The 22151-nt window shown below is 66.4% G+C and carries 21 protein-coding genes; 10 read left to right on the top strand and 11 right to left on the bottom strand.

The window, feature by feature from the left end; all coding sequences use genetic code 11:
- Positions 1-86 precede the first annotated feature (86 nt).
- Genes manD through eda form a run of 4 tightly spaced genes read left to right on the top strand, consistent with a single transcriptional unit; the run spans position 87 to position 4348 of the window.
- Positions 87-1298 (top strand): D-mannonate dehydratase ManD, encoded by a 1212-nt coding sequence (gene manD, locus ACTHQS_RS20110; RefSeq protein ID WP_440172415.1) that lies wholly within the window; start codon positions 87-89, stop codon positions 1296-1298.
- Positions 1299-1303: 5 nt separating this feature from the next.
- The gene (locus ACTHQS_RS20105) at positions 1304-2260 is read left to right on the top strand and encodes a sugar kinase (RefSeq protein WP_440172448.1); all 957 of its coding nucleotides are present in this window, start codon (positions 1304-1306) and stop codon (positions 2258-2260) included.
- Complete coding sequence (locus ACTHQS_RS20100) at positions 2194-3729, top strand: mannitol dehydrogenase family protein (protein ID WP_440172446.1); 1536 nt, start codon at positions 2194-2196, stop codon at positions 3727-3729. The genes ACTHQS_RS20105 and ACTHQS_RS20100 overlap by 67 nt, the downstream gene beginning before the upstream one ends.
- Positions 3722-4348: a bifunctional 4-hydroxy-2-oxoglutarate aldolase/2-dehydro-3-deoxy-phosphogluconate aldolase gene (eda, locus tag ACTHQS_RS20095; RefSeq protein WP_440172413.1), complete on the top strand. Its 627-nt coding sequence runs from the start codon at positions 3722-3724 to the stop codon at positions 4346-4348. Before ACTHQS_RS20100 ends, eda begins: the two co-directional genes overlap by 8 nt.
- Positions 4349-4368: 20 nt before the next feature.
- Here eda and ACTHQS_RS20090 read toward each other — a convergent pair whose 3' ends face one another.
- The 3 genes from ACTHQS_RS20090 to ACTHQS_RS20080 form a co-directional block, all read right to left on the bottom strand.
- Entirely contained in the window at positions 4369-5571 is a 1203-nt protein-coding gene (locus tag ACTHQS_RS20090) for a TerC family protein (protein WP_440172410.1), read from the bottom strand.
- A 35-nt stretch (positions 5572-5606) separates the two neighbouring features.
- Positions 5607-7352, bottom strand: a complete 1746-nt coding sequence (locus tag ACTHQS_RS20085) for a RecQ family ATP-dependent DNA helicase (RefSeq protein ID WP_440172407.1) — start codon at positions 7350-7352, stop codon at positions 5607-5609.
- 165 nt (positions 7353-7517) lie between these two features.
- On the bottom strand, positions 7518-8492 hold the full coding sequence (locus ACTHQS_RS20080; RefSeq protein WP_440172404.1) for an aldo/keto reductase: 975 nt from the start codon (positions 8490-8492) through the stop codon (positions 7518-7520).
- 302 nt (positions 8493-8794) lie between these two features.
- Between ACTHQS_RS20080 and fdhA the strand changes: the two genes are divergently transcribed.
- On the top strand, positions 8795-10006 hold the full coding sequence (gene fdhA, locus ACTHQS_RS20075) for a formaldehyde dehydrogenase, glutathione-independent (RefSeq protein WP_324644318.1): 1212 nt from the start codon (positions 8795-8797) through the stop codon (positions 10004-10006).
- Positions 10007-10118: 112 nt separating this feature from the next.
- Entirely contained in the window at positions 10119-10472 is a 354-nt protein-coding gene (locus tag ACTHQS_RS20070; RefSeq protein WP_440172401.1) for a GNAT family N-acetyltransferase, read from the top strand.
- Positions 10473-10566: 94 nt separating this feature from the next.
- On the opposite strand, the gene ACTHQS_RS20065 is transcribed toward ACTHQS_RS20070, so the two are convergent.
- Entirely contained in the window at positions 10567-11010 is a 444-nt protein-coding gene (locus ACTHQS_RS20065; protein ID WP_440172398.1) for a hypothetical protein, read from the bottom strand.
- 294 nt (positions 11011-11304) lie between these two features.
- Between ACTHQS_RS20065 and ACTHQS_RS20060 the strand changes: the two genes are divergently transcribed.
- From ACTHQS_RS20060 to ACTHQS_RS20050, 3 genes are all read left to right on the top strand, one after another.
- Positions 11305-12240 carry a serine hydrolase gene (locus ACTHQS_RS20060; RefSeq protein ID WP_440172396.1) on the top strand — a complete coding sequence of 312 codons (936 nt, stop codon included), beginning with the start codon at positions 11305-11307 and terminating at the stop codon, positions 12238-12240.
- Between the two features lie 68 nt (positions 12241-12308).
- Complete coding sequence (locus ACTHQS_RS20055) at positions 12309-13670, top strand: MFS transporter (RefSeq protein ID WP_440172393.1); 1362 nt, start codon at positions 12309-12311, stop codon at positions 13668-13670.
- A gap of 44 nt (positions 13671-13714) precedes the next feature.
- Complete coding sequence (locus tag ACTHQS_RS20050; protein WP_440172390.1) at positions 13715-14458, top strand: dienelactone hydrolase family protein; 744 nt, start codon at positions 13715-13717, stop codon at positions 14456-14458.
- Positions 14459-14473: 15 nt separating this feature from the next.
- Here the strand turns inward: ACTHQS_RS20050 and ACTHQS_RS20045 are convergent, their stop codons facing one another.
- The 5 genes from ACTHQS_RS20045 to ACTHQS_RS20025 form a co-directional block, all read right to left on the bottom strand.
- Positions 14474-14623: a hypothetical protein gene (locus ACTHQS_RS20045; protein WP_440172387.1), complete on the bottom strand. Its 150-nt coding sequence runs from the start codon at positions 14621-14623 to the stop codon at positions 14474-14476.
- Positions 14624-15032: 409 nt separating this feature from the next.
- Positions 15033-16322 carry a hemolysin family protein gene (locus ACTHQS_RS20040; RefSeq protein ID WP_440172385.1) on the bottom strand — a complete coding sequence of 430 codons (1290 nt, stop codon included), beginning with the start codon at positions 16320-16322 and terminating at the stop codon, positions 15033-15035.
- Between the two features lie 40 nt (positions 16323-16362).
- Entirely contained in the window at positions 16363-17115 is a 753-nt protein-coding gene (locus ACTHQS_RS20035) for an ArsR/SmtB family transcription factor (RefSeq protein ID WP_440172383.1), read from the bottom strand.
- A 54-nt stretch (positions 17116-17169) separates the two neighbouring features.
- Positions 17170-18405 (bottom strand): mechanosensitive ion channel family protein, encoded by a 1236-nt coding sequence (locus ACTHQS_RS20030; protein WP_440172381.1) that lies wholly within the window; start codon positions 18403-18405, stop codon positions 17170-17172.
- A 94-nt stretch (positions 18406-18499) separates the two neighbouring features.
- A complete protein-coding gene (locus tag ACTHQS_RS20025; protein ID WP_440172378.1) occupies positions 18500-18907 on the bottom strand; it encodes a DUF1304 family protein in 408 nt (135 codons plus the stop codon).
- A 117-nt stretch (positions 18908-19024) separates the two neighbouring features.
- Between ACTHQS_RS20025 and ACTHQS_RS20020 the strand changes: the two genes are divergently transcribed.
- The gene (locus ACTHQS_RS20020; protein WP_440172376.1) at positions 19025-19360 is read left to right on the top strand and encodes a cupin domain-containing protein; all 336 of its coding nucleotides are present in this window, start codon (positions 19025-19027) and stop codon (positions 19358-19360) included.
- Positions 19361-19444: 84 nt separating this feature from the next.
- Here ACTHQS_RS20020 and ACTHQS_RS20015 read toward each other — a convergent pair whose 3' ends face one another.
- Together ACTHQS_RS20015 and ACTHQS_RS20010 are read right to left on the bottom strand one after the other, a co-directional pair.
- The gene (locus ACTHQS_RS20015; RefSeq protein WP_440172374.1) at positions 19445-20686 is read right to left on the bottom strand and encodes an MFS transporter; all 1242 of its coding nucleotides are present in this window, start codon (positions 20684-20686) and stop codon (positions 19445-19447) included.
- A gap of 184 nt (positions 20687-20870) precedes the next feature.
- Positions 20871-22124, bottom strand: coding sequence for an AGE family epimerase/isomerase (locus tag ACTHQS_RS20010; RefSeq protein WP_440172372.1), 1254 nt, complete (start codon positions 22122-22124; stop codon positions 20871-20873).
- Positions 22125-22151: the final 27 nt, after the last annotated feature.

Genomic DNA, 22151 nt, shown 5'->3' with positions numbered 1-22151 from the left:
GTAGATGTCGTTCTGAGCGCTCAAAACGACATCTACTGCGACCTACTTGCCAACACCACAGCACATCAGAAGTAAAAGGACTCCCAGTGAAGATCACCGACGCACGGGTTGTGGTTTCGTCGCCAGGACGGAACTACGTCACGCTCGTAATTGAAACCGAGGACGGCATCACCGGCATCGGCGACGCCACCCTGAACGGTCGCGAGCTGGCCGTGGCGTCCTACCTTTCCGAACACCTCTGCCCGCTGCTGATCGGCCGGGACGCCCGCCGCATCGAGGACGCCTGGCAGTACTTCTACAAGGGTGCGTACTGGCGCCGCGGCCCGGTGACCATGACTGCCATCGCCGCGATCGACGTCGCGCTCTGGGACATCAAGGGCAAGGCCGCCGGCATGCCCGTCTACGAGCTCCTGGGCGGCGCGGCGCGCGAAGGCGTGATGGTGTACGGCCACGCCAGCGGCAGCACGTTGGAGGACCTCAGCAAGGACTTCCAGCACCACCTGGACCTCGGGTACAAGGCCATCCGGGCACAGGCAGCGGTGCCCGGACTGGACAAGACGTACGGCATCGCCCCCGTAGACGGAAAGCTCTACGAGCCCGCCAGCAGCAACGTGCCGCAGGAAGACACGTGGGAGACCACCGCGTACCTGGACTTCGCACCGAAGATGCTGGCCCACGTCCGGGAACAGTTCGGCTACGGCGTGCACGTCCTGCACGACGTCCACCACCGCCTGACCCCCATCGAGGCAGGACGGCTTGGCGCCTCGCTGGAGCAGTACCGGCCGTTCTGGATCGAAGACCCGACGCCGGCCGAGGACCAGTCCGCATTCCGGCTGATCCGCCAGCACACCACCACGCCCGTCGCGGTGGGGGAGGTGTTCAACTCCATCTGGGACTGCCAGCAGCTGATCACCGAACGCCTGATCGACTACATCCGCACCTCCGTCTCGCACGCCGGCGGCATCACCCACCTGCGCCGGATCTTCTCGCTGGCTGACCTTTACGGCGTCCGCTCCGGCTCGCACGGCGCCGGCGACCTGTCCCCGGTGTCCTTCGCCGCGGCGCTGCACGTGGACATGTCCATTCCAAACTTCGGTATCCAGGAGTACATGGGCCACCGCGACCCGGCCGGTGAGGTGTTCAAGACGTCGTACACCTTCGCCGACGGCTACATGCACCCCGGCGACGCACCCGGCCTGGGCGTAGAGTTCGACGAGGAAGCCGCGGCACGCTTTCCCTTTGATGCCAAGTACCTGCCGGTCAACCGGCGCCTGGATGGATCGGTGCACGACTGGTGAACGTTATGCAACAGCCCTTCGACGTGGTGGTGATGGGGGAGATCCTCGTCGAGGTCGCCACCGACCAGCCCTTCGCCCACGGCGTTCCCGCGCAGCTTGGCATCTCCGGCGACGCCCTTAACGTGGCCGCGGCTGCAGCAGCGGCGGGAGCCAAGGTGGGTCTGCTGTCCGTGCTGACCGACGATGACCTGGGCTCCGCCATCGCCGCCCGCATTGCCGAACTCGGCATCTCCACGTCGCTCTTGAAGTTCCGCCGCGGCCAGCAGGGCGTCTACCTGGTGCACAGCGACCCCGACGGGGAACGCGAATTCTCCTACGCCCGCACCGGCAGCGTCGGGTCCACGCTGGGCCCGGACGACGTCGACCCGGACGTTTTCGCCTCGGCCGGCGCGGTGGTGGCGGGCGGCATTGCCTGCGCCATTTCGACGACGGCACGCGCCGCCGTCGTCAAAGCCGCGTCGCTGGCCGGGCGCTTCGTGTTCGACCCGAACTACCGTCCGCGCCTCACCACAGTGGAAGACGCGACGGCGGCCCTCACCGAACTCGCCCCGCAGGCATTCCTCATCACCCCCTCGTTCCCCGGCGAAACGGGCGTGCTGCTGGGCGCCGCCACCGCTGAGGAAGCGGCTGCCAAGCTGCGCGCGCTGGGCACGCAGAACGTCGCCGTCACCTGCGGCGCCAAGGGCATCCAGCTCGAAGCGGACGGATTTTCAGCCTGGGTCCCCGCCGTTCCGGCGCCGTCCGTCGTGGACCAGACCGGCGCCGGCGATGCGTTCGTTGGCACCCTGACCGCCCGTCTGGTGTTGGGCGACGACTTCCCGACGGCGGCCCGGTACGGGGCAGCCGCGTCCTCCCTGGTGGTGGGCGGCAAGGGCGGAACCGGCTTGATTCCCACATTCGAGCAGACCCGTGCCCACGCCGCCGGCAGCTTCGCGGAAGGAACAGTGCCATCGAACGCCTGAGCAATTCGTCCCTTGCGGCCAGTGGCACGAAACCGGCCCTGGACAGGGACCAGCTTGAGCCTGGGATCGTCCACCTGGGCCTGGGCGCCTTCGCCCGCGCCCATACCGCCATGTTTACCGAGGAGGCCATGCTCGCCACGGATGACCTGCGGTGGGGAATCGTCGGAGTCACCCAGCGCTCGGACACCGTAGCCCGGCAGCTCGCCCCGCAGGACGGACTCTTCACGGTGGCTGAACGGGGCGAAGGCGCAGCTCCGGCACGTGTCGTCGCCAGCATCGTCGAAGCCATCTCCGGGCGGGACAACCCGGAACTGGTGGTCGAACGGATCGGGGCAGGGGCAACGAAGGTTCTCACCCTCACCATCACCGAGAAGGGGTACCGGTTCGACCCGCAAACCCGCACCCTGGACCTGGGCGACCCCGAGATCCAGGCGGACATCGCCGGCAGGGCGCCGCGCACCGCCGTCGGGCAGATCGTCCGTGGCCTGCAGCAGCGCGCCCGGACAGGCGCGGGCGCCATCACGGTGGTGTCCTGCGACAACCTGCCCGGCAATGGCGAACTGACCAGCACCCTGGTGAGGAACTTCGCGGAAGCCCTCCCCGCCGGGGAACAAGAGGACCTGCTGGCCTGGATCGACAGCAACGCCAGCTTCCCGTCCACCATGGTGGACCGGATGGTGCCGGCAACGACCGAAGCCGACCTGGCCGCCGTCGAACGTGAACTGGGGCTGCGCGACGAAGCCGCAGTGGTGGCTGAACCCTTCAAACAGTGGGTCATCGAGGACAATTTCGCCGCCGGCAGGCCGCGCTGGGAGGATGCCGGCGCCCTCTTCAGCACAGACGTCGCCGCTTGGGAGTCCGCCAAGCTGCGGCTGCTCAACGCCAGCCACTCCATGCTGGCCTACCTGGGCCTCGCTGCCGGCAAGGAAACCATCAGCGACGCCGTAGGGGTGGACGCCTTCCGCACGGCCTGCCGCCGCATGATGCTGGAGGAAGCACTGCCCAGCATCACCCTGCCGGCCGAACTGGACGGGGAGGGGTACTGCGAGGAGGTGCTTCGCAGGTTCGCGAACCCCGCCCTGGGCCACACCACCGCAAAGGTGGGCAGCGACGGATCGCAGAAAGTAGGACTCCGGCTACTGACCACCGTGCGGGGAACGCTCGACGCCGGCCGCGAACCACAGTGGGCTGCGCTCGCCGTTGCCGCGTGGATGCACCATGTGGCCACCACCGCGGAACCGGACCTGAACGATCCCCTGGCGAAGGAGCTGCAGGCTGCCCTTCCCGAACCCCGCACGGCGGACACCGTGGTGAGCGCCCTGCTCGGGTTCCGGGCCGTCGTCGACCCTTACCTGGCCGGGCACGAAGGGTTCCGTAACCTGCTCCTGCACTGGTACCGCATCATCGACAACAACGGGACTATTGAAGACAGGCTGGCTGGCCTGGGAAGAGAGATCAACCATGGCTGACGCATCGGGCGTCCTCCGCGTTTCACCGGTCATCCCGGTGGTCACCATCGACGACCCCCAGGACGCTGTGCCGCTGGCCCGCGCGCTGGTGGCCGGCGGCGTGGAGATCATCGAGCTCACCCTCCGGACCGACTCCGCGCTGACCTCCCTGAAGCTCATCGCGGAGGAAGTGCCGGACATCCTGGTGGGCGCGGGCACCATCCTCACTCCCGCCCAGGCCGACGCCGCCGTGCAGGCGGGTGCTAAGTTCCTGGTCAGCCCTGGGGTCACCCCCGCGCTGCTCACGGCCATGCTGTCACTGGACGTCCCGGTGCTCCCGGGTGTTGCCACGGTGGGGGAGGTCCTGGCGGTGCTCGAACAGGGCCTGGACTGCATGAAGTTCTTCCCGGCCGGACCCGCCGGCGGACCGAAGTACCTGGCCGCCATTGGCGCGCCCGTCCCGCACGTGCAGTTCTGCCCGACGGGCGGCATCAGCCTGGCCAGCGCGCCGGACTACCTGGAACTGCCGAACGTGGCCTGCGTTGGCGGCAGCTGGCTGACCCCGGCAGACGCCGTCGCCGCCAAGGACTGGGACCGCGTCACCGCCCTCGCCGGCGGTGCTGCAGCCCTCGCCAGGTAAACCAAAAGGAGCCGCCGGCCTCAGCCCTCCGAGGCGGCAGCCCGCACCTGGGCCTTGTCGTGCTCGTCATGGGCCTTCCGGACCAGGTCCACGAACTCGGTTTCGTTGCGGATCAGCCGCTTGTATTTCTCGGGAAGCTTGCGGATCTGGTCCTCCTCGCGGCACATCTTGGCAAAGATCTTGTCGCGTTCGGCCATGTCCGTCTCGTAGTTGAGGTCCACGTACTCGGTGGCATGCCGCCTGGCCCCCGACACGGCGTTCTTGGCCTTGCCCTTGGGACTGAAGACGGACGCCAGGATGGTCACCACCAGCACGCCGAGGATCACGCTGAGTGACAGGCCGGTGCTGACCTCCACCACGTTGACGTGCCCGCCGTCGTTGATGAACGGCAAGGTGTTCTCGTGCAGGGCATGCAGGATGAGCTTCACGCCGATGAAGCCCAGGATGACAGCCAGGCCATAGGAGAGGAAAATCAGCCGGTCCAGCAGGCCGTCGATCAGGAAGAACAGCTGCCTCAGGCCCATCAGCGAGAACGCGGTGGCAGTGAAGACAACGAAGACGTTCTGGGTCAAGCCGAAGATCGCCGGGATCGAGTCCAGGGCAAACAGGATGTCCGTGCCGCCAATGGCCACCATGACCAGCAGCATCGGCGTCAGGACCCGCTTGCCGTTCTCAACGGTGAAGAGCTTGTCTCCGTCGTAGTGTTCGGAGGCCGGCAGCAGTTTCTTGGCAAGCCTGACCACCAGGCCGTCGGAGTCGTCGTCATGGTTGTCCGGCTTGAGCAGGTTTCCGGCCGTCACCAGCAGGATGAGCCCGAAGACGTAGAACACCCAGGCAAAACTGTTGATCAGTGCCGCGCCCAGGAAGATGAACGCTGTGCGCGCGATCAGGGAGAACACGATGCCGAACAGCAGCACCTTCTGCTGGTCAGCGCGGGGCACCCTGAAGCTGGCCATGATGATGAGGAAGACGAAGAGGTTGTCCACCGACAAGGCCTTTTCGGTGACGTAGCCCGCGAAGTATTCGGTGCCCATCTCGGGGCCACCGAACAGCAGGACAACCAGTCCAAATACCACCGCAATGGTCACGTAGATGGCGGACCAGGCGGCCGATTCCTTGAGGGACGGGGTGTGGGGTTTGCGGACGTGGAAGAAGAAATCGAAGGCCAGCAGCCCGATGATTCCCGCAATGGTCAGGGTCCATACATACGCAGGTACTTCCACGCGGGGGCCTTTCGTTGGAGGTCCTCCCAGCCTACCTAAGCGGGCTTCAGGAGTTGATGCTCCACGACGGCCGTCCGTGAGAGCGTCTTGTACCCCTCCTGCTCAAAAAGCACCGTGATGACATCGTCCTCGTGCCGCATCACCAGGCCGGGGCCCCACTCCTTGTGGACCACCGTGGACTGCAGCGGGAACGGTTCGTCGGCCGCGGGAGCCGCCGCCCCGCCGTCGGACGCCTTCTTCCCTCTGTGCTTCTTGCCCGACTGTTCTTTCCCAGATTTCACTTTGCCTTGCCGCGCGCCGTCGACCTCCGCGCCGTCCACCTGAGCGCCGGCAGCCGCCGCGCACCCGTCGCAGTTTCCGCAGGGCTCCGGCATGTCTTCACCAAAGTAGCCCAGCAGGAACTGCCGGCGGCAGCCGTCCGTCTCGGCGTAGGCGCGCATCATGGTGAGGCGGGACTGGTCCACCCGCTGCCGTGCTTCGGCGAGTTCGACGGCGTCACTCACCAGGGTGGGCAGCTTCGCTTTGGATGTCAGCCGGACGCCGCGCTTGCCGACAGCCACGGCGCCAATCTCCTCCAGTTGGTTCACCAGGCCGGTAATGCGCCGGGCCTTAAAACCTGTTAACTCTGCAAGGGAGGACTTCGGCGTGGCCGCATGGGCAGCCTTGAGCGCCTTCAACACCGCGAGGAGTGAATCGGGGTCGGGGGAGTGGGTGCCGAAGAATTTCCGCAGGCCAAGGTCCTCCGAGCGGTAGTGCAGCACGGCGGAGGCGGGTTCGCCGTCCCGGCCTGCGCGCCCGATCTCCTGGTAGTAGGAGTCCAGCGACTCGGGAATGTCGGCGTGGACCACAAAACGGACGTTGGGCTTGTCGATGCCCATCCCGAACGCCGTGGTGGCCACCACCACGTCCAGCTTGTCGTCCAGGAACAGTTGGTGGATGTGCTCCCGGTCCCCGGCCGAACGGCCGGCGTGGTAGGCCTCCGCGCGGAGACCTTCCTTGGCAAGCTTGGCCGCGTACTTCTCCGTGTCCTTGCGGGTGGCTGCGTAGAGGAGTCCCTGCCCCTTGCCGGCCAAGTCCGCGACCTGTTCAAGAACAGCCTTGCGCTTGCCCTTGTCTTCGTGGTGCCGGACCACGTCGAGGCTGATGTTGGGCCGGTCGAAACCATGCACCAACACCAGGGGCTTCTTCATGCAAAGCCGTTCCACGATTTCGTCCCGGACGGGCGGAGAGGCCGTAGCGGTCAGGGCGGCCACGGGCGGGTTGCCCAGCTGCTCGCGGACATTTCCCAGCGCGAGGTAGTCCGGGCGGAAGTCGTGCCCCCAGGAGGAGACGCAGTGTGCCTCGTCCACCACGAACAGCGAGATGTCCAGGGCCTTGATCCGGTCCACGGTGGACTGCTTGGCCAGCTGTTCCGGGGCGAGGAACACGAACACGGCCGTACCGCCCTCGGCGGCCCGCCATGAGGCCTCCACGTCGGTGTCACTGTGGGAGGAGTTGATAGCCACTGCGGCGTCCGGCCCGAGGGCCTGGGAAAGGCCCTCCAACTGGTCTTCCTGCAGGGCAATCAGCGGAGAAACCACGACGGCGGGACGTCCCGTTGCCTTGTGCAGGTGCAGGGCCGCGACCTGGTAGATAGCTGACTTGCCATAGCCGGTGGGCATGACGGCAAGGACGTCGCGGCCGTCCGCGAGGGCGGCCATGCCGGCCAGTTGCCCGTCCCGAAGGTCCGGCAGGTTGAAGGAGGAAGCAGCAAGGGCCCGAAGGGCAGGTTCGTCGGACATGGAACGGGGCTCCGCACAGAAGAAAACAGCAGCCGCTTGCTTCAGCCGTAGGACCCACCCTACGCCAGCCCGGTCCCGCCGTCGTAAAGTCGCGGCCGTATGTGGAGAAGTGCGGGCAGGAGCGCCGTGCCGGACGCCGGCGCTCCTGCCTGGACGGGTGCTGCGTTATTCGTCGATGGTGGACATGTTGGGGTAGCGGGCACCCGCAGCGGACCCCGCCGGGGCCAGCTGGTCCAGCAGCTGAAGCTCGTCCTGGGTCAGCTCGACATCCACAGCGCCCAGGTTCTCCCGCAGCCGCTCGCGCTTCTTGGTGCCCGGGATCGGGACAATATGCTCACCCTGCGCCAGAAGCCACGCGAGGGCCAGCTGGGCGGGAGTGCACCGTTTCCGGTCTGCCAGCTCCTTGACCCGGTCCACAAGTTCCAGGTTCCGGGTGAAGTTCTCCCCCTGGAAGCGCGGGGAGTGCCGGCGGAAATCGTCCTCGGCGAAGTCGTCCACAGAGCGGATCTGCCCGGTCAGGAAGCCACGGCCCAGCGGGCTGTAGGGGACAAACCCGATGCCCAGTTCCGCGAGCACGGGAAACACCTTGCTCTCGGGTTCCCGCTCCCACAGTGAATACTCGGTCTGCAGTGCGGTAATGGGGTGCACGGCGTGGGCCCGGCGGATGGTCTCCGCCGACGCTTCGGACAGCCCCAGGTGCCGGACCTTCCCCGCCTGGACCAGTTCGGCCATCGCACCTACGGTGTCCTCGATGGGCACGGTCTTGTCCACCCGGTGCTGGTAGTAGAGGTCGATGTGGTCCACCCCAAGCCGCTGGAGGCTGGCGTCGCAGGCGGACCGGACGTATTCGGGACGGCCGTTGATGCCCACCCAGGAACCGTCCCCGCGGCGTTCGTTGCCGAACTTGGTGGCGAGCACAACGTCGCCGCGGCGGCCGGCAATGGCCCTGCCCACAAGCTTTTCGTTGGTGAAGGGGCCGTACATGTCTGCCGTATCCAGCAGCGACCCGCCGGCATCCAGGAATTCCTGGATGGTTGCAACGGACTCCTGCTCGTCGCCGTCGCCGTAGAACTCGCTCATGCCCATGCAGCCAAGGCCGAGGGCGGAGACTGTCAGTTGTCCAATAGTGCGCGTTTTCATGCCGTTCTCCTCAACGGTGAAACCTGCCTGGGAACCGGCCAGCCCGCGTGCGTGGAGCCGGTTGGTACAGCGTACGCCGCCGTTGGCACTTGCCCGCGGCCAGCCTCCGGTAAACAAGGGCCTCTTACCCCTAGACCGCTCTGGGGGGCGTGCCTAGACTGGGCGAATCCCCACCCGGGAACCAGTACCTGACCATGCCAAACATCAGGAAGCACCGATGGGCCAGGCCATTCCCACGCGGGATGTCTCACCTACCCAGATCACGGCCGTCCCACCGGACGCCTGACTAATAGGAGCGATAGATGACAGGGAACAAAGCCGTTGCCTACAAAGAAGCCGGCAAGGTCGAAGTAATTGACATTGATTACCCAACGTTCGAGCTCAAGGACGGGCCAGGGGTCAACCCGGCCAACGTAGGGCGCCCGGTCAACCACGGGGTCATCCTGAAGACGGTGGCCACCAACATTTGTGGATCCGACCAGCACATGGTCCGCGGCCGCACCACGGCTCCGCCCAACCTGGTGCTGGGCCACGAAATCACCGGCGAAGTGGTGGAAGTGGGCCGTGACGTCGAGTTCATTAAGGTGGGCGACCTCTGTTCGGTGCCGTTCAACATTGCCTGCGGCCGCTGCCGGAACTGCAAGGAGCGCAAGACCGGTATCTGCCTCAACGTCAATCCCGCCCGGCCAGGCGCTGCCTACGGTTACGTGGATATGGGGGGCTGGGTGGGCGGCCAGGCCAACTATGTCCTGGTGCCCTACGCCGACTGGAACCTGCTGAAGTTCCCGGACAAGGACCGGGCCATGGAGAAGATCATGGACCTGGCAATGCTCTCGGACATCTTCCCCACCGGGTTCCATGGTGCCACGACAGCCGGCGTCGGCGTCGGCTCCACCGTGTACATTGCAGGGGCTGGTCCGGTGGGCCTGGCAGCGGCCACCAGCGCACACCTGCTGGGTGCCGCCGTCGTCATTGTTGGCGACATGAACGAAGACCGGCTGGAGCGGGCGCGCAGCTTCGGCTGTGAAACGGTGAACCTGACCCAGGGTGAGCCGAAGGACCAGATCGAGCAGATCCTTGGCGTTCCGGAGGTTGACTGCGCCGTTGACGCTGTCGGCTTCGAAGCCCGCGGCCACGGCAAGGGAGCGCAGGAAGCACCCGCAACCGTGTTGAACACCTTGATGGACATCACCGCGGCCGGCGGCGCGCTGGGTATCCCCGGCCTGTATGTCACCGGTGACCCGGGCGGCATTGACGAAGCAGCTAAGAAGGGTTCCCTGAGCCTGAGCCTTGGTACCGGCTGGGCAAAGTCGTTGAGCTTCACCACCGGCCAGTGCCCCGTGATGAAGTACAACCGCCAGTTGATGATGGCCATCCTGAATGACAAGGTCAACATCGCCAAGAACGTCAACGCCAAGGCGATTCCGCTGGAGGAGGCACCGAAGGGTTACGCGGAGTTCGACGCCGGCGCAGCCACCAAGTACGTCCTCAATCCGAACGGCTACTTGAGCTGACGCGGCGGCGGGCGGGGATGCCGCCAAGGACCCCCTACTTGCGGAAATAAGTGTTGCCCGGGCCGGGTTAGGCTTTGCACGGTCAGCACAACCCGCAACTGAAGGAGTCCCCTTGAGCGACATCACCGTCCGCCACAACCCTGGGCGAGAACGTTTCGAGATTCTTGATGCCGGCAACGTGATCGGCAAGGCGGCGTACAAGGAGTACGACGGCGGGGAGCCGCCGCAGCGGATTTTCTACCACACCGTGATCAACGAGGAATACGGCGGGCAGGGCCTGGCCGGCCGCGTGGCCACGGCTGCCCTGGACAGCACGGTGGAGGACGGCATCGGCATTGTCCCGGTGTGCCCGTTCATCAAGAAGTTCCTGGCCAAGCACCCCGAATACCTGGGCAGCGTGGTGGCCGTTGCGCCGGCGCACCTGGAGTTCCTGGAAACCGCGATCGCGGCCCGCACCCGGGGCTGACTCGACGGGCCCAGGCTTGCCTGGGCGCCTGGCCGCCCCGCGGACAGTCCACGCCGCGCTGGCAGCCTTAGTGCCTGAACCGCTCCCGGGCGGTTCAGGCAGATGTGCCGAGGGCGGCACCGATAACTTCCCAGGAGTCTCCGTTCGCCCGGGCGGCCCGGACGGCGGCGTCCAACTCGGCCTCCGCCTTCTCGGCAACCGTTCGGGCAGCGCTGATCCGGCGGAAGCCTGCGGCGCCGCTATCAATCTGAGGCGTCGGGCTCAGGCGAAGGAGCGTACCGTCAACCCGCAGCGGTGCGGCAAGATGCTCCACATGAAGGACGTAGCCTTCTTCGGAGCCGCGCTGAATGAAGAGGGTGAGGACAGTCTTTCCGTCGCCGTCGCCGTCGCCGTCGTCAAAGTCCACTTTTCCGTAGCTCTCAAGCGGTCCAACAGGCCATGGGCGCGGCCTCAGCCGCCCTGTAGCTTCGTACTTTGCCGGCTCGTGGACCTCGCGCCCGGCGCGGGAGCGGGGGGATTGTGCTTCACGCTGGGTCATGAGGGCCGTTCTCCTAAGCTGTCCTGCTGCTTCACATTCGGTTCCCCATCCACTTGGGTTCTCCAGCGGAATGCGGGCACCGCCCTGGTGCAGGTACCAGTACACGTCACGCCGGATTGAAGCGCACGAGTACCGGGTACTCGAAATTTCCGCGTCGGCGGGACGGCCCGGCGGAACATCGGCAAGCCTTCAGGAAGCTCCCAAACTCCGGTGATTTAATCAGCATCTGTCAGCGCGGCTCAAGGCCGCGCTGACGTTGTTTGTGATTGCCGAGGCCGGACAGGAGCCCCTTGTATGTCCATGCACCCCGTGGTGCCCAAACCGGGCCGCGACGCTCCGCCGCCGGCTCCGGGCAAGCCGTCCTCCGGCAGGCAGCGGGGCAACAGAAGGCTGCTGATCCTGGCCCTTGCCGTGGTGCTGGTCATCGTCGGCACCATCACCCTGGCCGTGGTCCGGTCCGAACCGCCGTCGGGCGCAGTGGTCACCACCCAGCCGGCCGTGCCGGCGGCACCGGTGGCGGCAGCCCCGCCGTCGTTGCAGGACAGCGTGGACAAAATCCTCAGTGAGGCGGACGAATACCGCATCGGGCTGGCGCTCGCCGACGTGTCCGGAGGCGCCGAGCGGACCTTCGGCGATGAAAGCACCTTCACGGCAGCCAGTACGGCGAAGATCCTGACCGCCGCCGCCTACTACCACCTGGTGGAGAACGGGCAGGCGGCCTTGGACGACCCCATTGGCGACTACGACGCGGCTTTCCAGCTCAAGGCCATGGTCAACGACAGCAACAACGATTCCTGGCTGCTGCTGATGGACGCGGTGGGCTACCCGCAGCTGATTGCCTACGCCGACTCCATCGGTGTCACCTACGACCCCGAACAGAACCTGCTGACCGCTGCGGACATGGCCCTGATCCTGAAGAAGCTCTACGCCGGGGAGCTCCTGGACGAGGACAACACGGAGCAGCTGCTGGGCTACATGCAGCACACCAACAACGAGGAGCTCATTCCAGCGGGATCGCGGACCGGCGTGGACGTGCACCACAAGTACGGTGAAGTGTCCGGCGAGCTGCATGACGCGGCGCTCCTGAGCTACCGCGGGTCGACGTTTGCGCTGGTGATCTACACCGAGAACCCGGAGGGCGTTCCCGATGACGGGCAGGCCGAGGTGATCCGGGACCTCACCCGGGCAGTCGAGGACGCACTGTTCCCGGTGGTGCTGGCCGTCAAGTAGCGGACGCCACACTGCGCCAGGGGTCCGCCAAGTCGTCCCCGGCGGCTGCCGTGGGCCAGACTGTTACCGTGAGCAACAACCCCCGGACTGCCCTGGCCGTCGCCGGCCTCAGCCTGGGCACGGCACTGAACCCGCTGAACTCCTCCATGATTGCCGTGGCCCTGGTGGTGCTGCGCGCCGACTTCGGGCTCGACGTCGCCGCCGTCACCTGGGTGGTCACCTCCTTCTACCTGGCCTCCGCTGCCGGCCAGCCCGTCATGGGAAGGCTGGCCGACAGGTTCGGGCCGCGGCGCATGTTCCTGCTGGGCATGGGGCTGGTGGCCATCACCTGCGCCCTGGCTCCACTAGCCCCAAACTTCGCGCTGCTCTGCGTAGCGCGGGCGGTCATGGCACTCGGCACAGCGACCGCGTATCCCAGCGCGGTGGTGATGGTGGGAGCGCTGGCACATGAGGCCAAGGTTGATACGGCGCGTCCACTGGGCAGGCTGCAAATGGCCAACACCTCCGCAGCCGCGGTGGGTCCCGTCGTCGGCGGTCTGCTGGTGGGCTTCGTGGGCTGGGAGTCACTGTTCCTGATCAACGTGCCGCTGGCCCTGGCGGCGCTGCTGATCGTGCGCAAGGCCGCCCCGCCGGACAAAGTCCGGGAGCACGGCAGCGTGGCAGAGCTGGTGCGGGACTCGGATCTGCCGGGCATAGCGGGATTCATCGGCGCGCTGCTGCTGGTCATGATGGCCGCGCTGAACGTAGCCCCGGACTACCGCTGGCTGATGCTGGCCGGTGGAACCCTGATCGCAGCGCTGTTCGCCTGGCGCGAGCTGCGCTTCGCCAAGCCGTTCCTGGACCTGCGGCTGCTGGGCCGGAACAGGCCGCTCATGCTGGTGTACCTGGGCTTCGCCGTTTTCAGCAGCGTCTACTACTTCGTCTTTTTCGGCCTTCCCCAGCTGCTGCAGGAAACCGGCGGCTACGATCCCGGCGTGGTGGGGCTGCTGATGCTGCCGCTGGCCGGCATGTCCGTGGTAGCCACCCCGTGGGCAGTCTCCGCGATGGGAAGGTTCGGGGTCCGGCGGGTGCTGCTTGCCGGCGTCGTCCTTTTGACGGTGGTGGCGGCGCTCATGTGGTTGTTGACCGGCACGCTGGCCATCCCCTTCGTAGTGGTCCTTACGGCCCTTATGGGCATCCCGTACGGGACTGTCAGCATCGCCTCCAACCAGGGCATGTTCGTGTCCACCCGCCCACAGGACCGCGGCGTCGCTGCCGGGATCTACCAGACCTGCCGCTACGTCGGCGCGATCACCGCCACCGTGATGATCGGGGTTTTCGCAGCCGGCGGGGTGCACCAGGACAGCTGGATGCGCATGGTCCTTGCCATGCTGGTGCTCTGTGTTGTCACGTTCGGGATTTCAGTGTTTTGGCGGCCGCAAAAGGCGTAGTCCCACCTCTGGAAGGGGCCGGGGGAGCGTGCCATGCTGGCCCCATGGGAAACGTGATGACTCTGGGCAACGCCCAAACCTCAGTTCAGGCGTACATCAGTGAACCGGCCGGAATCCCCAAAGGCGGGCTGGTGGTGGTCCACGAAGTCTGGGGGCTGGTGGGCCATACCAAGGACGTGGCAGACCGCTTTGCCGCGGAAGGCTACCTTGCGGTGGCGCCGGACCTGCTGTCGGGAGCCGGAGGAACGGCCGACGTGTCAGGAGAGCTGCAGGAGGCGGCGTTCGACCCCGAACAGCGCAGCAAAGCCCAGCCCCGGTTGCGCAAGCACATGGCGCCGATCCGCTCCCCGGAGTATGCCAAACACGCAGTCACCGCCCTCCGCGTGTGCTTTGACCACCTGGAAGGCGTGCCTGGACTGGCCGGGCGGGTGGCCGCGACAGGCTTCTGCCTGGGCGGAACCTACACCTTCTCCCTCGCCGTTGCCGAGCCCCGGCTCCGGGCCGCCGTGCCGTTCTACGGGCACGCCGAGTTCAAGGACTCGGAACTGCGCGCCATCAACTGCTCCGTCCTGGCCTTTTACGGGGACCAGGACAGCGCCCTAATGGAGGAACTTCCCGGTCTGAAGTCGCGGATGCGCGCAGCCGGCGTGGACTTCGAGGCCGTCGTCTACCCGGGCGCCGGCCATGCCTTCTTCAACGACACCAACAGGGACACCTACAACGCCGAGGCCGCCGAAGACTCATGGCAGCGTACGCTCGCGTTCCTCGATCGGAGCCTCAGCGCGTAGGTTCCCACCGGGCGGTCACGGGCAGTGGTACACCTCGTGGTTGTACCCTCGGCCGTTCCTGACCTGCTGGCTGTCCTCCCGGTCCGTGCATCCGCCGGTGGTTTTCGCGTAATGCAGGCCCACTTCGATGGATACACCGTCCCGCTCGAGGCTGTGGGAGCTCATGCGCGTCCGGGTGGTGGTCCCGTCGCTCGGATCTGTATCGACCCAATTGCTGAATGTGGAGCTGGAACGGATGCCGCTCGGAGTCTGGACCGTTTGGCACACCTGTTGATTCTCCTGGCAACCGCTTGTCCTGTCGACGACCGCTCTGCCGCTGCTGGCAGCCTGTGCGGGCGCCGCGACGGCTGCAGCAGCAAACGCCAGGGCGGTGGCTATGAGGGTGGTGCGTTTGGTGAACATCGTGATCTGTCCTGCCTGCCGGGGTTTGGGAGCACCGTGCCCTTGTGCCCCGTGTGGATAGGAAGCGGATGCGGGCTCCAGCCGCTTCTGGCGTCGTCAGCCAGCCGCGCCTTAACTGTGGCCCGTGCCCGTCCCCGCCCGTAGGGCCATTGGTCCCCGCACGCGGCAGCAGCTAACGGCCGTTGACCGGCGTGACCCGGATCCGGGCGATCCGGAGCCTGTCCATGCTGAGGACCGTCAACACGTATCCCGGGATCTGCACCCGGTCGCCTGCACGGGGCAGTCGCCCCAGGCGGTCCATCATGAACCCGGCCACCGTTTCGTAGCGGCCTTCCGGGAGCGCGATTCCGGAGGCGGCCTTGAACTCCTGCAGGATCAGGCCGCCGTCTACGTCAATGAACCCGTTGGCCACGTTGACCCGGTCCTCGTGCTCGGCCCCGGTGTCGTACTCGTCGTAGATCTCGCCCACCAGTTCCTCCACCAGGTCTTCGAGCGTGACCACGCCGTCCGTGCCGCCGTACTCGTCCACCACCAATGCGATGTGCTGGTTGGTCTTGCGCATCCGGGACAGCGACGGCAGTACGCGGTTGGTCCCGGGCAGGGGAAGGATTTCGCGGGCAAGGTTCCGCACGGGTGACTGGTCCTGCACCTCGTCGCGGGGCATCAGGTCCCGGATGTGCACGAAGCCCAGGACGTGGTCAGGGCTCCTCCCGATCACCGGGAAGCGGGAGTAGGGGCCGTCCCTGACCATCCTGCGGGCATCGGCGACGCTCATGGCGCCGTCGATGAAGGTCACCTCCGTTCGGGGGCGCATCACCTCCTGCAGCGTCCGGTCCCCGGCGCCGAACACATCGGCCACGATGGTCCGGCTGCTCTCTTCGAGCAGTTCGTTTTCCGCCACCATGTCCCAGAGCTCCTCGGAACTGATGCCCTCCCGCTTGGCATAGGGGTCGCCGCCAAGGAGTTTGACCACAGCGTCGGTGGATAGGGACAGGAGCCAGATGACGGGCCGCATAACCCGGGAGAGGGTGACCAACGGGGGTGCCAGCAGCTTCGTGAACGGGACGGGTCGTTGCAGCGCCAGCCGCTTGGGGGCAAGCTCACCCAGGACCAGGGACAGGTAGGCCACCAGCAGGGTCATGCCAATGAAGGACACGGGTCCGGCAGCCGCGCCCAGCCCCAGGGCTTCGAGGAGGGGGACGACGCCGGGCGCGATCGCCGAGGCGCCATAGGCTGCCGAGAAGAATCCAGACAGGGTCACCCCGATCTGGACGGTGGAGAGGAACCGGTTGGGGTTGCGCGCCAGCGCTGCTGTCCGGGCGCCGGTGTTCCCGGACTTCTCGATGCGGCGCACCTGGCTCTCGCGCAGGGACACCAGGGCCATTTCCGCCGCCGCAAACACCCCGCCCAGCAGCACGAAACCGAGAACCAACGCGATATTGACCAGGGCGCCGCTGTCCATGACTTGACCTTACCGATCCGCAGACCGGTTGGCGCGTCCCCTACGTGTACATCAGGGAGCCCGGCGTGGTGAGCTTCTCGCCGGTTTCAAGCCACGTCTTCAGGCCGGACAGGATCATCGGCCAGCCGCCGTAGAGCTGCTCGTTGGCGCCCTCGCGCAGGTCGCTGTGCGTGACGGTGAGGTGGCAGGAATCGCCCACGGGCTCGATCTCCCAGGTGACCTTGGATGTGCCCTCGGCCTTGACGTCCTCACCCCAGAGGGCCCGCATGGTCTGGACCAGGCGGCGCGGCGGATCCACTTCAAGGTTCTCGCCCTCGCCGAGGATCTGGCCGGCCTTCGGGTTGCCCATCTCGAAACGGCCGCCAGGTGTCCAGTCGGATTCGAGGGTGTTGCCAAACTGGTACTTGCTGCGGATGTCGCTGTCCGTGATGGCTTCCCAGAGCCGTTCGGGAGTGGTCTTGATGTAGATTTCGAAGATTTTTTCCATGGGACTTTCCAATCTGGATTTGAGGTCGCTGAGGCCAGCGGCCCATGGTTCTGCGTATTTGCTGACCCAGCGGTCGTGGACCAGGCGGATGGGGACAGGGTTCAGGAAATGCAGCTTTTCCCGCCCGCGACGCCGCGTCACCACCAGGCCTGCGTCCTCCAGGATGCGGAGGTGCTTGGCGATTCCGAACCGGCTCATGGTGAACCGTGCCTCAAGTGCTCCCAGGGTCTGGCCGTCCTCGCGGAACAGCTCGTCGAGCAGGTCCCTGCGGGTGGGGTCGGAGAGTGCTTTGAACACGTCGTCCATCCCTCAATGATAGGTGACCATATGGTCACCTATCAAGGGTTTTCCGGCGCGGGATCAATTCCTGGAGGCCAAGTTTCGGTCGCGCTCCTCGAACACCTCGTCGCCGGGCCCCGTGAAGGCGCGCGAACGCTCCACCGCCTCGATGGAACCGGTGAACAGCTGCGATTCGTGCGGATCGGCCGGCGGATGCGAGCCGGCGGCAGCGGGCGCACCCAGCCCGCGCAGTGGTCCCTTGCGCCTGGCGGCCGTGCCGCCGTCGTCCGCTGCCTGCTCCCAGCGCTGGTGCGGCAGCGCCTGGGGATGGTCCTGCTGGAGGAACGTGACCATGGTTTCGCGGACCAGGCAGCGCAGGTCGAAGAGCGCGGCACTATCCGCGGCGCTGACCAGGATCCGGACCCGGACAAAGCCTCCGGTGGCATCGGTGATCTGCAGGACGCCCACGCGCTCATCCCACAGTTCTGTGCCGGCCAGGACCCGGCGCAGTTCAGTGCGCATGTCCTCCACGGGGGCGCGCCAGTCCAGGTCGAACTCCACGGTGCCCATCACCTCGGACTGGCGGCGGGTCCAGTTCTCGAACGGTGTGGTGGTGAAGTAGGTGGAGGGCAGGATCAGCCGGCGGTCGTCCCAGAGATGGACCACCACGTAGGTGAGGGTGATTTCCTCGATCCGGCCCCACTCCTTCTGGACCACCACCACGTCATCCACGCGGATGGCGTCGGTGAATGCGAGCTGCATGCCGGCGAAGACGTTCACCAGCGAGGTCTGCGCGGCGAGGCCTGCCACGATGGAAATCACGCCCGCGGACGCCAGCAGTCCGGCCCCCAGGGCCTGGATCGCGGGAAAGGTCAGCATTGCCGTGCCGACGGCGAGCACCACCACCAGTGCCACGGCGATGCGTCGGGCCAGGATCATCTGGGTGCGCAGCCGCCGCGCCCTCCGGTTGTCCGCCACGTCCACGCTGTGCCGGGTCAGCACCACGGCCTCCACGATCAGCAGGACCGCGACGGCAAGCCACGCGAACGCCCCGATCATGGCGATCAGCAGGAGATGGTCGACGCCGGCGTGCCAGCTTTCGCCCGCAGCCGTCAGCCCCAGCGCGGCGCGGACGCCCACCAGGCAGAGTGCCAGCCGCAGCGGCTGGCGGGCCACCCTGGAGGTGGCCTGCAGCTCGGGCCGCTTGCGGTTGAGCTTCAGGACGATCTTGCGGAGCAGCCAGGACAGGGCAAGTCCCGCTACCACCGCCAGGGCCATGGCGATGAAGGGCAGGGCGGGATTCAGGACGTCGAGCATTCATTAACCTCTATCAAGCCTTTGCCGGACGCCGAAATCCGGTACCCAGTGGCCTGTCCGGTTTGGCTGGGACTGTGGGGCCGCTCCGGCAAAGCTAAGGCCCGAAAGGCAGCAGGAGCAGGGCCACCAAGGCCGGGACCGTGGCCGCGAGGGTTCCTGGCACGCTGTCCCATTTCCTGGGGTAATGGCCCTGGAGGTCTGCGAGCAGCATGGTGGGTGCCGTGAGGACCATGTTGGCGCAGCAGTAAACCACCAGCGTGTATCCCACCACCAGCTGGCCGGAGTTGGCCGCGACCACGCCCGCCACCACCCCCAGCGCAACCGCGAGGTTCCTGTACCCGGTGGGGATGGCCCACATCATCACCGCGGGGACATTCTCCGGAGGCGTACTCAGGAAGTTCTGCGCCCACCTGCTACGCCGGAGGAGGAAGCTCTCCACGGGAAAAACAAAGATATAAATGACCGCGGCCAGGACCGCGAAGATCTGGGACATGGCGTTCATGATGCGAAGATAGGCCCGGCCGGACTGTTGCTCCATCCCCTCGGCAGGGGATTCTCCGGCTGCAGCCTGGGAAAGAATCCGCACCCCTTGTACGCGAACGCGGGTAGCCTTGGGCGCATGCAGAAGATATCGATCGACGCGCTGGCCCGGCAGCAGCTCGAGGCGGCGGTCACCTCCACCAATGGCCGGGCTGCGGACACGGTGTACGGCGGCCACGAGAAGATCCTCCGCCAGACCGTCATGGCCATGAAGGCCGGAACCCAATTGAGTGAGCACCAGAACCCGGGCGACGCCACAGTCTTCGTAATTCAGGGCTGCGTCAGCCTCAAGGCCGGCGGCGAGTCATGGCAGGGCAAGGCCGGCGACCTGCTGATCGTCCCGCCAGGCCTGCACAGCCTTCATGCCGAGGAAGACTCAACGTTCCTCTTCACGGTGGCCAAGTACCGCGACTGAACGGCCGGTACGGTGGCATCGATTGCTCCGTACCGGTCGTTTTGACGGCTCAAAACGACACTTACGGAGCAATCGATGCAAGGATCAGGCTGGGTCCTTGACCTTGTCGGTGACCGGCCGGGGTTCCAGCCAGATGCGTTCCCGGGGACCGGGCGGGTAGGCGTACCTCTTGCCGGCGAGGGTGATCACGAACGCGGCAACCACGGGGATCGCAGCCGCGGCCGGAACCAGCAGCGGGCCGCCCACCACCAAAGCGGCGGACCCGTAAAGCGCACCGATGGTGATGCCCAGCTGGATGGTCAGGACAGTGAGCCCGTTCGCCGCCTCGCTGTACTCCCCGCCGGCACGGAGGATGGCCGACTGGTTGTAGATGCCGATGGCGCCCAGGCCCGCTCCCCAAATGGTCATCAGCACCAGGGCCACGGGCAGGTTTCCGACTGCGAGAGGCAGGAGGAACATGGAGGCGGCGATGGCCGCCGTCGTGATCAGCAGCGAACGGCGGGGGCGCGAATCAACGGTGAGTCCCGCAATCCAAATGCCCAGCAGGCCGGACCCGCCGAGCACCGTGAGGGAAAGGCTGGTGGCGTAGTCCGGAAGGTTCGCCTCGCGGATGAAGGGTGCAATGTAGGTGAACAGGGCGAAGTGCGCCAGGACCAGCAGCGGCCAGGCGATGGCCACGGACTTCACTCCCGGCTGGCCGATCGCCTTGCGGAGCGACGGCCGGGCAGCGTCGGAAATGCGCTGGACGCGGGGGAGCAGCCAGAACGCCAGGACCGTCAGGACCACGCCGAACCCGGCGAGCACCATGAACGCGGCACGCCAGCCCAGGAATCCGCCCAGCGCCGTGCCCACCGGTGCACCGATGGCCAGCCCCAGGCTGTTGCCGCTGAACACGATCGCCAGGGCTTTGCCCACTTTGTCAGCAGGGACCACGCGGGAAACGAACGGTGCCATGGTGGTCCAGAGCAATCCGTGTGCCAGCCCGCCCACCAGCCGGGCGATCATCGCTGACGTGAAATCCGGTGCCAGTCCCACCAGTGCGTTGCTGAGCGCGAACGTCAGCACCAGCCCCACCAGCAGGGCGTGCCGCGGGATCTTCCCCAGCAGCCGTGCGGCCGGGACCACCGTGACCACTATGACGGCGGCATAGGCGGCAGCAAGATAACCGGCCACCGGCTCGGAGACTCCAAGGCCGGTGCTGATCTGCGGCAGCAGCCCGGACGGGAGCAGCTCTGTGGTAATGGCGGTAAATGCGATGGTGGCCAGGACCACCATCGCGGCGTAGGGAAAGCGGGCAGGTCCCGGCGCAGGGATCGCGGAAGACATGGGGGAGTGATCCATTCAAGGGAAGGGGGATGGAATGCGGCTCTGCGCGCCTGCAATTCCTCCCTTAAATTTACAGGATCAAACGGGCTGTCATACGTGTGACACGGCGCCCCGCTCCCGTCCTGCCCCGTCCAGTTTGGTTGCCCGCCGGCTTCCGCTGCCGGCGGGCAATGTTGTCATCTTCCTAAGCCAGGGTTCCATTGATGCGGGCGTCGAGCAGGCCTGCCGCCACTGCCGGAGCCAGCCCGGGTGCCAGGGGAAGGCGGGGGACCACCAGGCAGTGCCATAGGTGGTAGATGTCAGCCTTGCCGGACCATACGGTGGAGCTGACGTTGCCGTTTTCGTCGAGCTCCTGCTTCCAGGATCCGTGTTCGTAGTCGATGAACCAGTCGCGGGCATGGTCCCAGATCCGCTCATACCAGTCCGCGTACTTCGTCTCGCCGGTGGCGATGTACAGGGCCGCTGCGCCGCCGATTGCCTCAGCGGGCACCCAGCGGATGCGGGTGGTGACCACCGGCTTGCCCTCCCAGTCCACGGTGTACACAAATCCAGCATGGCCGTCCGGTTCCCACGCGTCCCGGATAGCGGCGTCGAACAGGCCGCGTGCGTCTTCGAGGAGCCAGTCCGGAACGTCCAGGCCGCGGGACTCGAGCCCGGCGCGGACGTGGAGGAGCAGGCGCGCCCATTCCACCCAGTGGCCGGGCGTTCCCCCGTAGGCGCGGAACTGGCTGGCACGGTCGTCGGTGTTGTACTCCGGCATCGGGTTCCACTCCGGGTCGAAGTGCTCGAACACCCGGTAGTTGTTGTTCCGCGCAAACTTGTGAATCAGCACCTCGGCTATGTGCAGCGCCCGTTCAAGCCAGCGGTTCTCGCCGGTGACATCGGCCACGATGAGGTAGGCCTCCACGGAGTGCATGCTCGCGTTTCCACCGCGGTAGGCCTCGGTTTCGGTGAATTCCCTGTTCCACGAGTCGAAGCACATGTTGCCCTGATGGTCCCAGAACTTCGTGTCGGCGACCCGCAACGCCTCGTCAAGGAGCTCCCGGGCTCCGGGGCGCCCCGCCGCAACGGCGCTCGCAGCAGCCAGGAGCACGAAGGAGTGCTGATAGCCGGACTTGGTGTCGTTGACCGGACCGTTCTGGTCCACCTCGGCATACCAGCCGCCGAACTCGTCGTCGTGGAGGACGCCGTTGAGCGCCGCGATGCCATGGTCCACGAGTGTCGCAGCACCCGGCCGCCCCATGAGCGCGGCAACAGCGAAACTGTGGGTCATCCGTGCGGTGATCCAGAGGTGGGTCGGCTTGTCGGCGAACACCTTGCCGTAGTTGTCCAACCAGCCGAATCCCGTGGGAACCTTGGAAGCCTCGGCGAAACGGATCAGCCGGTCGGTTTCCGCCTCGAGCCATCGTGCGTGGGCGGGGCTGTCGAGCCACGTCATGTCATGTCCTCTTTCTGGTAGGCGTGC

It is taken from the genome of Arthrobacter sp. SAFR-044, assembly GCF_051965175.1.
Taxonomy (GTDB): domain Bacteria; phylum Actinomycetota; class Actinomycetes; order Actinomycetales; family Micrococcaceae; genus Arthrobacter.
Note: the sequence above shows the minus strand (reverse complement) of the source record. Positions and strands in the feature narration are given on the sequence as shown.